The sequence below is a fragment of the Bradyrhizobium sp. genome, assembly GCF_036009065.1.
In the GTDB taxonomy this organism is placed as follows: Bacteria; Pseudomonadota; Alphaproteobacteria; order Rhizobiales; family Xanthobacteraceae; genus Bradyrhizobium.
In genome coordinates, this window is the sequence record NZ_DASYMN010000202.1 from 1 (window position 1) to 12,023 (window position 12,023).

Annotated in this window: 11 protein-coding genes; 8 read left to right on the forward strand and 3 right to left on the reverse strand. The window is 63.7% G+C overall.

Translation table 11 applies throughout. The features are described from left to right. Nucleotides 1-161: 161 nt before the first annotated feature. Entirely contained in the window at nucleotides 162-1,778 is a 1,617-nt protein-coding gene (gene xseA, locus VGP39_RS12420; RefSeq protein ID WP_327568409.1) for an exodeoxyribonuclease VII large subunit, read from the reverse strand. A gap of 144 nt (nucleotides 1,779-1,922) precedes the next feature. Here xseA and VGP39_RS12425 point away from each other — a divergent pair, with 144 nt between their 5' ends. From VGP39_RS12425 to VGP39_RS12455, 7 genes are all read left to right on the forward strand, one after another. Further along, entirely contained in the window at nucleotides 1,923-2,927 is a 1,005-nt protein-coding gene (locus tag VGP39_RS12425) for an alpha/beta hydrolase (protein WP_327568410.1), read from the forward strand. After that, complete coding sequence (locus VGP39_RS12430) at nucleotides 2,924-3,478, forward strand: hypothetical protein (protein ID WP_327568411.1); 555 nt, start codon at nucleotides 2,924-2,926, stop codon at nucleotides 3,476-3,478. Before VGP39_RS12425 ends, VGP39_RS12430 begins: the two co-directional genes overlap by 4 nt. A gap of 3 nt (nucleotides 3,479-3,481) precedes the next feature. Further along, a complete protein-coding gene (locus VGP39_RS12435; RefSeq protein ID WP_327568412.1) occupies nucleotides 3,482-3,787 on the forward strand; it encodes a transcriptional regulator in 306 nt (101 codons plus the stop codon). A 109-nt stretch (nucleotides 3,788-3,896) separates the two neighbouring features. After that, nucleotides 3,897-5,174 carry a phosphoribosylamine--glycine ligase gene (gene purD / locus VGP39_RS12440; RefSeq protein WP_327568413.1) on the forward strand — a complete coding sequence of 426 codons (1,278 nt, stop codon included), beginning with the start codon at nucleotides 3,897-3,899 and terminating at the stop codon, nucleotides 5,172-5,174. A gap of 279 nt (nucleotides 5,175-5,453) precedes the next feature. Beyond that, complete coding sequence (locus tag VGP39_RS12445; RefSeq protein ID WP_327568414.1) at nucleotides 5,454-7,076, forward strand: ABC-F family ATP-binding cassette domain-containing protein; 1,623 nt, start codon at nucleotides 5,454-5,456, stop codon at nucleotides 7,074-7,076. Nucleotides 7,077-7,202: 126 nt separating this feature from the next. Further along, nucleotides 7,203-7,952: an SH3 domain-containing protein gene (locus tag VGP39_RS12450; protein WP_327568415.1), complete on the forward strand. Its 750-nt coding sequence runs from the start codon at nucleotides 7,203-7,205 to the stop codon at nucleotides 7,950-7,952. 41 nt (nucleotides 7,953-7,993) lie between these two features. After that, complete coding sequence (locus VGP39_RS12455; RefSeq protein ID WP_327568416.1) at nucleotides 7,994-8,935, forward strand: SH3 domain-containing protein; 942 nt, start codon at nucleotides 7,994-7,996, stop codon at nucleotides 8,933-8,935. A gap of 178 nt (nucleotides 8,936-9,113) precedes the next feature. Here the strand turns inward: VGP39_RS12455 and VGP39_RS12460 are convergent, their stop codons facing one another. Next, on the reverse strand, nucleotides 9,114-10,346 hold the full coding sequence (locus VGP39_RS12460; protein ID WP_327568417.1) for an acyl-CoA dehydrogenase family protein: 1,233 nt from the start codon (nucleotides 10,344-10,346) through the stop codon (nucleotides 9,114-9,116). 256 nt (nucleotides 10,347-10,602) lie between these two features. Here VGP39_RS12460 and VGP39_RS12465 point away from each other — a divergent pair, with 256 nt between their 5' ends. Continuing rightward, entirely contained in the window at nucleotides 10,603-11,505 is a 903-nt protein-coding gene (locus VGP39_RS12465) for an alpha/beta hydrolase (protein ID WP_327568418.1), read from the forward strand. 166 nt (nucleotides 11,506-11,671) lie between these two features. Here the strand turns inward: VGP39_RS12465 and VGP39_RS12470 are convergent. Beyond that, on the reverse strand, nucleotides 11,672-12,023 hold a 352-nt coding region (locus VGP39_RS12470), incomplete at its 5' end, for a nucleoside deaminase (protein ID WP_327568419.1).

Here is a 12,023-nt window from a genome sequence, read left to right on the forward strand (position 1 = left end):
GGGCAGGGTAATCGCATGTGTGAATCGAAGCGTGAACAAAGGTGAATCGTTGGACGAACATATCGACCAAAACCGTCGGCGATTCCTTATTTGTTCATGCACATGCGATTCCCCTACCCTCCAGGGGAGGGTGAAGCAAGAGCAGCGCCTTTTCTGCTAGGCTAAAACAAACTTCCCTGATCGACAGGCTTGGCGACGCGTTTGGGCGTGGCGGGCTTCGGTTCGCCCGCAACGGCCTTCGGCGGGCTCGCGCGTGTCGCCGCCGGCCGATCCGCGTCGGCGGTTGCGCCGACACGCCCATCGGAAAATTCCAGATCGAGCCGCGCGCCGGGTCCAACCGCCGCCGCGGCACGGATTGCGTGTCCGCGTTCGTCGCGCACCAGCGCAAACCCGCGCGTCAGCACGCCTTTGTAGGACAGCGCCGCGAGCAATTGCCCGGTATGGGCGATGCGGGCCTGCTGGCGCTGCATCGCCGTCGCCAGCGCGCGGCGCGCGCGGTCTGAAAGACGCAACGCGCGTTCGCGGTCGCGTGCGATTCTGTTGCGCTGCGCCTGCGCGTTGGCGAGTTTTGAGGCTTTCAACCGTATCTCAAGCCCCGCAAAACGGTCGCGGCGGCGGCGCAGCAGCGCCCGGGCGCCAAGCGCCATCCGCTCGCCGCCTGTGGTCAGACGTTGCGCCGCATGCGCCACCTGCGCGCGCAGCACCCGCAGCGTCAGCCGCGCGCTTACTTGCGCAAAGCGCCGGAAATGCGCATGGGTATTGGCCTTTAATGCCCGGGGCAGGGAGGCTCCGGCGCCATCGAGCCGCTGCCGCGGGATCGCAAGCAGTTCCCCCGCCGCCGGCAACGCGCGCGCCGCGGCGCGCAATTCGTTGCGGCGGCCGTCCTGGCCGCGCTGCCAGCACAGCATCATGCGCCGCGCATAGCTTGAGACCTCGACGAACAGCTCGGCGCGTACCGGCACCGCCATTTCCGCCGCGGCGGTCGGCGTCGGCGCGCGCTTGTCGGCAGCGAAATCGATCAGCGTGATATCGGTCTCGTGGCCCACCGCGGAGATCAGCGGAATCATGCTCTCCGCCGCGGCGCGAACCACGATCTCCTCGTTGAACGACCACAGATCTTCCAGCGAGCCGCCGCCGCGCGCGACAATCAGAAGGTCAGGCCGCGGAATCCGCCCCGCCCCAGGCAATGCGTTGAAGCCGCGAATGGCGGCGGCGATCTGCTCGGCCGAGCCTTCGCCCTGCACCTTGACCGGCCACACCAGCACGCGGCGGGGAAAGCGATCAGCCAGCCGGTGCAGGATGTCGCGGATCACCGCGCCGGTCGGCGAGGTCACCACGCCGATCACCTCCGGCAGCCATGGCAATAGTTGCTTGCGCGCCTCGTCGAACAGGCCTTCGGCGCCGAGCTTCTTCTTGCGCTCCTCCATCAGCGCCATCAGCGCCCCGACGCCGGCGGGCTCCAGCGCCTCGATCACGATCTGGTATTTCGACGAGCCGGGATAGGTGGTGAGCTTGCCGGTGGCGATGACCTCGAGGCCCTCCTGCGGCTTGAACCGCATCCGCGCATGCGTGGTTCGCCAGATCACCGCCTCGATCTTGGCGCTCTCGTCCTTCAGCGCGAAATAGCAATGCCCCGAGGAGTGGGGCCCTCGAAAACCGGAGATTTCGCCGCGCACCCGGACATGGCCATAGGCGTCCTCCACCGTCCGCTTCAGCGCGGAGGAGAGTTCGGACACCGTGAATTCCGGCGCGTTGAGCATGGCTTCGGCTGCGGTCATCTCGTATCGAATCGGACTTTTCGCTCTCGCGCGCAAGGGCTGCGGGATTCGGCCGGGCGTCGCGCAGGCACAAATGCACAGTTGACTTTCAGATTACTCTGTATAATAGAGTTATCTGTAGACAGCATTCCAGGGAGGTTTTTCATGATCAGGACGATTTTCAAGTGGCTCCGGCGTTCGGCGATATTCGGTCTGGCGCTGATAGGTGCGCTCGCGCTGGTGCTGTCCGCGATGCTCTCGGTGCCCGTTTCGCGGCCGCCCATGATGCAGTCCGTCATCAATACGGTGCGCACCGTCGATCGGTCGGACATGCCGCCGCTGTCGCGCTTCCAGGCCCGGGACGGTACCGAACTGGCCTATCGCCACTATCCGCCGGGCGCGCCGGCCACCGGCCGCATTGCAATCGTCATTCACGGCTCCAGTGGTGGCAGTCCCGCCATGCATGCCACCTCCAGAGCGCTCGCAGCCAAGGGCGTCGAGGCCTACGCGGTCGACATACGCGGCCACGGCGCATCGGGGACGCGCGGCGACGTCGCTTATGTCGGCCAGCTCGAGGATGACCTCGCCGATCTGGTCCGGCGGATCAGGCGGACCGATGAGGCCGCACCGCTGATCTTGATCGGGCACTCGGCCGGCGGCGGGTTCGCGCTGCGGGTCGCCGGCTCTGCTCTTCAGAACGAGTTTGCCCGCACCATCCTGCTGGCGCCGTATCTCGGCTACGACGCTCCTACCACCATGAAGGACGCCGGCGGCTGGGCGAGCCCGGATATTCCGCGAATCGTGGCGCTAATCGCGCTGAAGAAGCTGGGAATCGAGTGCTGCGAGTCGCTGCCGGTTGTCGCCTTTGCGACACCGCCGAATTCGCAGGCGTTTCAGACCTCGATCTACTCCTACCGCCTGACGAGGAATTTCGGCGTCGATATGGACTATCGTCATCACCTCGCAGCCGCGACAAAGCCGGTCACCATCTATGCGGCGGCAAATGACGAGATGATGGTCTCGGCCAATTATGCCGGCGCGGTGAAGGGGTTTGCGCGCGTCGATGTGCATGTGATCGACGGCATCGATCACATGGGGACCGTCAGTGACGCCAGGGCGGCCGCCAGGATTGCCGAGGACGTCGCGACGCGCGGGAGCGAGGGATCATGAGCATCGAAAGCCGCGAGGCGACCGAGACACTGGCGGACATCAAGCAGATCGCCGACCGGGTGCGCCAGTCCCGCCTTTATAATCTCGCCAGCCTCATCCTTGTTCTCTGGGGCGCGCTGGTTTTCGCCGGATACGTCCTCTCCTACATGCTGCCCCGGCACGCAGGAATGATCTGGATCGCTACCGATCTGCTGGGTGTGATCGGATCGGTGGCGATCAGCCTGTTCATCCACGAAAAATCCGGCGCGCGGACGTTCGACGGCCGGGTGGCCGCAGCGCTGGCCTGCTTCTTTGCGTTCGGCCTGTTCTGGTCGGTCGGCATGGCCCATTTCGGTCCGCGCGAAATGAACGCATTCTGGGCCACTTTTTTCATGTTGCCGTATACGATGGCCGGTCTCTGGCTCGGCTGGGCCTTCGTCGCAATCGGTCTTGGCATCACCGCCCTGACGTTGATCGGCTATTATTGGTCCGGCCCTTATTTCGAATTGTGGATGGCCGTGGTCAACGGCGGCGGGCTCTTGCTGGGCGGCCTGTGGATGCGCCGGAGCTGAGTGATGGCCGAACTCGACGACATCATCCATCAGCCGCTGCGCCTGCGGATCATGGCGGCGCTGAACGCGCTGCCGGCGGGAAACGGGCTGGAATTCTCAAAACTTAAAAAGCTGACCGGCGCCACCGACGGCAATCTCGGCGCCCATATCGAGACTCTGGCCAAGGCCGGCTACGTCGCGGTGGACAAGGCCTTTGTCGGCAAAAAACCGCAGACCACGGTGACCGCGACCGCGGCGGGGCGAGGCGCCTTCGCGCGGCATGTCGCGTATTTGAAAGAGATTATCGAGACGTCGGCGCGGCCGCCGTAGAGATCGTCATTCCGGGCCTGCGCCAAGAGGCGCATCCCGGAAAGACGAGTCTGTACGGAAGCGCTTCCATTCTCTTGTATCTCGCGCTTCGACCCGCTAACCGACAGCCATGAACATCCTCCTGCTCGGTTCCGGCGGCCGCGAACACGCGCTGGCGTGGAAGATCGCGGCTTCCCCGCTGGTCACAAGGCTGTGGTGCGCGCCCGGCAATGCCGGCATCGCGCGGGAGGCCGAATGCGTCGCGCTCGATATTGCCGACCACGCGGCGGTGATCGATTTTTGCCGCAAGGGCGCGGTGGATTTCGTCGTGGTCGGCCCAGACGCGCCGATCGCGGCGGGGATCGTTGACGATCTCAAGGCGGCCGGGTTCAAGGCGTTCGGTCCGACCAGGGCCGCCGGGCAACTTGAAAGCTCCAAGAACTTCACCAAGGCGCTGTGCCGCGCCAACGACATCCCGACCGCGGCTTACCAGCATTTCACCGACGCGGGGGCGGCGAAGGCTTACATCCGTGCCCAGGGCGCGCCGATCGTCGTCAAGGCGGATGGCCTTGCCGCCGGCAAGGGCGTGGTCGTGGCGATGACCGAAACCGAGGCACTCGATGCAGTCGACAGGATGTTCGGCGGAAGTTTCGGTCATGCCGGCGCCGAAGTCGTGGTCGAGGAATTTTTGCGCGGCGAGGAGGCCTCGTTTTTCGCGCTGTGCGACGGCGAGCACGCGCTGCCGCTCGCCACCGCGCAGGACCACAAGCGTGCTTTCGACGGCGACCAGGGGCCGAACACCGGCGGCATGGGCGCCTATTCGCCGGCCCCTGTCTTGACCGACGTGATCTGCGCCCGCGTCATGGATGAGATGATCATTCCGACGCTGCGCGCGCTGAACGCGATGGGCGCGCCCTACAAGGGCGTGCTCTATGCCGGCGTGATGGTCACCGAACAGGGGCCGAAACTGGTCGAATACAACGCCCGGTTCGGCGATCCGGAATGCCAGGTGCTGATGCTGCGGATGATGTCGGACATCGTGCCCGCGCTGCTCGCCTGTGCCGACGGCCAACTAAAGAATTTCAGCCTGCGCTGGTACGATGACGCAGCGCTCACGGTGATCATGGCGACCAGGGGCTATCCCGGCGACTACGGCAAGGGCTCGGTGATCCAGGGCCTCGACGAGGCCCCGAAAATCGAAGGCGTCGAAATCTTCCACGCCGGCACCCTAGCGAAGGACGGCAAGATTCTCGCCAATGGCGGACGCGTGCTCAATATCTGCGCGATGGGCAAGACCGTCGCCGAGGCGCAGCGCCGCGCCTACGAGGCGGTGGACCGCATCAACTGGCCGCAAGGCTTCTGCCGCCGCGACATCGGCTGGCAGGCGGTGAAGCGGGAGAAAGGCTAGCAGCGTTCCCGCCCTCATCCTGAGGAGCGCGTTCTTACGCGCGTCTCGAAGGATGGCCGCACACTCCATCCTTCGAGACGCGGCCAAGAGGCCGCTCCTCAGAGTTTGTGAATCTATTCGAGTTTCGACGTTTCTGCGGGTCCTAAGTCTTTGATTTGACTCATGTCGGAAAACGCAAAAATCAATAGATTCACAAGCTCTCAGGATGAGGCAGTTCCTTGCCGCTGACGCCCCAGATGGCCTAAGAGCGGCCGCTCCTTTCCCCAAACCCGTGTGCACATGATTCGTCTCGACAACATCTCCAAACAGAACGGCCACCATCTGCTCTTCATCGAGGCCTCGGCGGCGCTGCAGCGGGGCGAGAAGGTCGGCCTCGTCGGTCCCAACGGGTCCGGCAAGACCACGCTGTTCCGCATGATCACCGGCGAGGAGCAGCCCGACGAGGGCCAGGTGGCCGTCGATCGCGGCGTCACCATCGGCTATTTCAGCCAGGATGTCGGCGAAATGTCCGGCCGCAGCGCGGTGGCCGAAGTGATGGACGGCGCCGGTCCGGTGGCCGAGGTGGCGGCCGAGCTGAAGCAGCTGGAGCATGCGATGGCCGATCCGGACCGGGCGGACGAGATGGAGGACATCATTACGCGCTACGGCGAGGTGCAGCACCGCTTCGAGGAACTGGACGGCTACGCGCTGGAGGGCCGCGCGCGCGAAGTGCTGAGCGGCTTGAGCTTCAGCCAGGAGATGATGGACGGCGACGTAGGCGCCCTGTCAGGCGGCTGGAAGATGCGCGTGGCGCTGGGGCGCATTCTGTTGATGCGGCCCGACGCCATGCTGCTGGACGAGCCGAGCAACCATCTCGATCTGGAGAGCCTGATCTGGCTGGAGCAGTTCTTGAAAGGTTTTGAAGGCCTGCTGTTCATGACGTCGCATGACCGCGAGTTCATGAACCGCATCGTCACCAGGATCGTCGAAATCGACGGCGGCACGCTGACCACCTATTCGGGCAACTACGAATTCTACGAGCAGCAGCGCGCGCTGGCGGAGAAGCAGCAGCAGGCGCAGTTCGAACGCCAGCAGGCGATGCTCGCCAAGGAAATCAGTTTTATCGAGCGCTTCAAGGCGCGCGCTTCGCACGCGGCACAAGTGCAGAGCCGGGTGAAGAAGCTGGATAAGATCGAACGGGTGGAGCCGCCGCGGCGCCGCCAGAGCGTATCGTTCGATTTCCTTCCCGCGCCGCGTTCCGGCGAGGACGTCGTCAGCCTGAAGAACGTGCACAAGGGTTACGGCAAGCGCAGCATCTACGAAGGGCTGGACTTCATGGTCAGCCGCCGCGAGCGCTGGTGCGTGATGGGCGTCAACGGCGCCGGAAAATCCACGCTGCTGAAGCTGGTGGCGGGCGCGGCCGAGCCGGACGAGGGCACGGTCGCGGTGGGCGGCAGCGTCAAGATGGGCTATTTCGCACAGCACGCCATGGACCTGTTGGACGGCGAGCGCACCGTGTTCCAGTCGCTGGAAGACTCGTTTCCGCAGGCCGGGCAGGGCTCATTGCGGGCGCTGGCCGGCTGCTTCGGATTTTCCGGCGACGATATCGAGAAGAGATGCCGGGTGCTGTCAGGCGGCGAGAAGGCCCGGCTGGTGATGGCCAAGATGCTCTACGACCCGCCGAACTTCCTGGTGCTGGACGAGCCCACCAACCATTTGGACATGGCGACCAAGGAGATGCTGATCGCGGCGCTGTCCGACTACGAGGGCACCATGCTGTTCGTCTCGCATGACCGGCATTTTCTGGCCGCGCTCTCCAACCGGGTGCTGGAACTTACCCCCGAAGGCATCCACCAGTACGGCGGCGGCTATATGGAATATGTCGCGCGCACGGGGCATGAGGCGCCGGGGTTGCGAAGCTAGCTCTCCAACGACGAAAGGACGCGGAAGCTTAGGTAGACATCGCGCCAAAGTTGCGCATAAATACGAACGCCCTTCGTTTGAAGCCGCAAGCTTGTAACGTCAGATCACGCAGCCGAGGACATGTACATGGCGACGATCAGCGGTCCCCCAAATGCAGCTATTCGGAACAAACCGATCACGGCAGAGCTGAGGCAGGTTCTGCAAACAGCGGCCCAAGCCGCGGGCGTGGATGCCATCTCGATCACGTCCGGCGGGCAGGATGCTTTGGGCGAAGGAACTCGCCGCACCGGCTCCACGCGTCATGACCGGGGGCGAGCCGCCGACCTCCAGCTTATTGTCCACGGAACAACGCTTACCTTCACCGATCAATCGGCGCCTCCCGGCGTGTCGGCCTTTGTCACCGCCGCCGCCGCCGCCGGTGCAAATGGCATTGGTGCCGGTGTCGCTTACATGGGTAACAAGACAATCCATGTCGGCTTTGGCACGTCAGTTAACGACCACAACGAGCTCACCTGGGGTGCGGGCGGTCATTCGGTGAACGCGCCACAATGGCTACGCGACGCTGCGCAGGCCGGCTGGGCTACAGGGGGCTCCATCCTGCACAGCGGCGCTTCGGGAGTCCAGGCACCGGGTCGCTTCGTCGTCATTGCTCGCTCTGGCCTGAAGTTGCGCGGCGGGCCAGGCATCAACTTCGAATCGGAGAGGACCCTTGCCGCCGGGACCGAACTGAATGTGACTGAGATCGACGGTCAGGATCCATCCTGGGTGCGTGTCGACTTGCAAGGGGATGGTCTCGCCGACGGTTACGTCTTCGCGGCCTTCCTCGCGCCGGCCGGCACAGATGCCGATCATGAAAATGTTGTGGAACCTGACTGAGGGCTCGGCTTGCCGAAATCCTTACCGCGACGGGGGCCGACATGCCGACAGCCGACGACATTCGATGGTTCAAAGAGCAGTTTAGCGCTGAGATCGAGACGGCACTGACAGCAACACCTTTCGATCTCGACATGATCGTCGCGATCGCGTGTCAGGAGACCGGTTACATCTGGTCTATTCTTCGCAAGAAGCACTTGCCGCTCGACCGCGTCGTGGCGCTCTGCGTCGGCGACACGATCGACTACAAGGGGCCGCACCAGGGCCGGCAGGCTTTCCCGCGAAACAAGGATGCGCTTCTTGCGAAACCGAACGGGCAGGCGATGTTCGAGATTGCCCGCAAGGCGCTCGAAGACATGGCGGCCTACATTCCGGGCTACCAAGGTGCGGTGGCCAACCCCAAGAAATTCTGCCGCGGCTTTGGCGTGTTCCAGCGCGATCTGCAGTTTTTCAAAGACGATCCGGATTACTTCCTTGAGCGGCGATATGAGAGCTTCGCGAATACGCTCGCCCATTGCCTTGCTGAATTGCGGCGCGGATTGAAGAAGCTCGGGTTCGAATCGCGGACCAGCCTGACCGACCTCGAATTCGCGATGGTCGCAATCGCCTATAATACTGGAGGCTATAACCCGTCCAGAGGATTGCAGCAGGGACACTTTGACGGCCAGAAATACTATGGTGAGCTGATTGTTGAATATGTGACCCAGTCCCGCAGCGTTGCCGCGGCGGCGCGGCTCGCGCCCGGGCGCTATGTCGTGATCGCCAGCGGCGGCCTGAAACTGCGCGGCGGGCCGGGCACCAATTTCAACTCGGAGAAGACGCTTCCGGCCGGGAGCGAACTGAACGTGGTCGGCATCGACAATCAGGATCCATCCTGGGTCCGTGTCGACCTGGAAGGGGACGGCCTTCTCGACGGCTACGTCTTCGCCGGATTTCTTGCGCCGGCTGGAATACACCCGGGCGAAGGAGTTCCGGAGCCCGACTGATGGGGTGTTCAAGAAGATGGATGCCGGGTCAAGCCCGGCAAGGACGACTTTTTCCGTCATTGCGAGGAGCTCTTGCGACGAAGCAATCCAGACCTTGCGCTCGGTTTCTGGATTGCTTCGCGGAGCCTGTCATCGGGCGGCGCTTCGCGCCGACCCGTTGGCTCGCAATGACGGTGTCCTAAATCAAATCCCCGCCCGCCGCCGATGCCGTGGTGCCGTGCTTCTTGTACGCCTTGATGACGTTGCGGCCGACCCGCCATTTGTGCACCTCGTCGGGACCGTCGACCAGCCGCTGCGAGCGGATCTGGGTGTACCACTTCGCCAGGATGGTATCCTGACTGTATCCGAGCGCGCCGTGCAACTGGATCGCGGTGTCGACCACTTTGTGCACCATATGCGCCAGGAACACCTTTGCGATGGAGTTTTCCTGCGTCAGGTCGAGGCCCTTTTCCGCCTTGTAGGCGATATGCAGCAGCATCAGCCGCGCCATGTAGAGTTCGCTGGCGCAATCGGCGAGCATGAACTGCACCGCCTGGCGGTCCGACAGCATGACACCGAAGGTCGAGCGCTGGGTGACGTGGGCGGTCGCCATGTCCAGCGCGCGCTGGGCTTTGGCAATGTTGTGCATGCCATGGCGCAACCGTCCGTAGGCGAGGCGGTGCTGGCCCATGTTGAAACCGTTGCCTTCGCCGCCGAGCAGGTTGTCGGCCGGAACTTTAAGATCCTTGATCTCGATCTCGGAATGACCGCCGGAGAGCTGGTCGTAATGCGGGCCCTCGATCGCCATGTTCTTGACATTGCGCTTGATGTTGTAGCCGGGGTTTGGAAGCTCGACGATGAAGGTGGAAAACTGCTTGTGGCGCGGCGCGTCCGGATCGGTTTTCGCCATCACCAGCGCGATGTCGGCGACGGAGGCGGAGGAGGAGAACCATTTTTCGCCGTTGAGCACGTAATTTTCGTTGCCGTCCTTCACCGCTCGGGTCTGCATGCCCGTGGCGTCGGCGCCGGAGGCCTTTTCGGTCATCGAAAAGCAGATGCGCTTGTCGCCGTTGAGCAGCGGCTTTAAGAATTTTTCCTTCTGGTACTCGGTGCCATGCGCGAGAATCGTCAGCATCGAGGCGTCGTCGGGACCTTGCGTGTTCAGCGACAGTGCGCCGAGCGAGCTTTCGCCGAGTTCCATCTGCACCAGCGCGTTGGCGAGCGGGCCGAGGCCCATGCCGCCATATTCCTTCGGGATGAACGGACACCATAGCCCCTGCGCCCGGGCCTTCTTGCGCAAGGGATCGAGCACCTCCTTGAGCGGCTTGTCATCCAGCGCCTTTTCGGCGGGGATGCATTCGTCGTGCACCCACTGCCGGACCTTTTCGCGGATCGCTTTTGCCTCGGGGGGAATCTCGAAATCGATCGCCATGGGGTTTTCCTCTTTTCTCGTTTGTTGGTGGTTGAGCAATGGCATATAGCTGCGGCGCGACACCGGCAACGGCAAACAAAGTTTGAAGCGTTCCGTGCCCCGGACGCAGCGCAGTGCGCCGTTCTTTACGGCGTAGTGCGCCGCAGAGCGGGGGGCCCAGCTTGCTTGACCGGGGTCCCGGTTCTGCGGAGCGGCATGAAGAATGCCGCACCGCGCCCGGGACACGGACAACCCGGCCATGACGGAGGAAATGCCCATGCCCGATCTCGCCGATCTCTTCCCGGGTTACGCAGCCGAATGGATCAACACCAAATCCGGCCGCATCTTTGCCCGGGTCGGCGGCAACGGGCCGCCGCTGCTGCTGCTGCACGGCTTTTCCGAGACCCATGTGATGTGGCACCGCGTCGCGCCGCAGCTGGCGGACAAGTTCACCGTCATCATTGCGGACCTGCCCGGCTACGGCTGGTCCGACATGCCGCGCAGCGACGACCACCATACGCCCTACACCAAGCGCGCGATGGCCAATGCGTTGATCGAGGCGATGGAGCAGCTTGGCCATGTGCATTTTGGCCTTGCCGGGCACGACCGCGGCGGCCGGGTATCGTATCGGCTGGCACTCGATCATCCCGGCCGGCTGTCGCGGCTGGCGGTGCTGGATATCTTGCCGACCTACGATTACTGGATGAAGATGGACTGGCGCTACGCGCTGAAAATCTATCACTGGACGTTTTTGGCGCAGCCCTATCCGCTGCCGGAAACCCTGATCGGCGGCGCGCCGGATTTCTTCCTGCGCACTAAGATGGCGAGCCAGACCAAATCGAAAAATCTCGACGCCATCGATCCGCGGGCGCTGGAGCATTATCTCGCCGCGTTCCGCGATCCATCGCGGGTGCACGCGATGTGCGAGGATTATCGCGCCGGTGCTGCTGCGGATTTCGACATCGATAAGGCGGATCATGATGCCGGCAACAAGATCACGATCCCGATGCTGGCGCTGTGGGGCGATACCGGAATCGCGCAGGCCGCCGCCACGCCGCTCGATACGTGGAAGATGTGGGCGACCAAGGTGCGCGGCGCGCCGATCGATTCCGGGCATTTTCTCACCGAGGAAAATCCGGATGCGACGGCGAGGGCGCTGAACGAGTTTTTCACGGCGTAGCATCAAACTCAGCGTCGTCCCCGCGGAAGGCGGGGACCCATAACCCCTGGCCTCTCATCATTGAGGAAGCAGCAGCAACAAGGATTCACGGGCGCTGCCTTCAAGTCATTGACGACACGGCGTATGGGTCCCCGCCTAGGGGACGACTCGTTGAGACCTGGCGCTGCTACCGCCGGGCTTTGAAAAACTCCCGCAACAATACCGCCGCCTCGCTCTCGCCGACCGCCGAATACACCTCCGGCACGTGATGACAGGTCGGCGACGCAAAGAACCGCACGCCGGAGTCCACCGCGCCGCCCTTGGGATCCGCCGCGCCGTAATACAGCCGCCTCACCCTTGCGAGGGAGATCGCCGCCGCGCACATCGTGCACGGCTCCAGCGTGACATAGAGATCGCAATCGACCAGCCGCTCGCTGCCGAAGCTGCGCGCGGCCTCGCGGATCGCCAGGATTTCGGCATGCGCGGTCGGGTCGCGGTCGCGCAGGGTGCGGTTGCCGGCGGACGCGATCACCGCATTA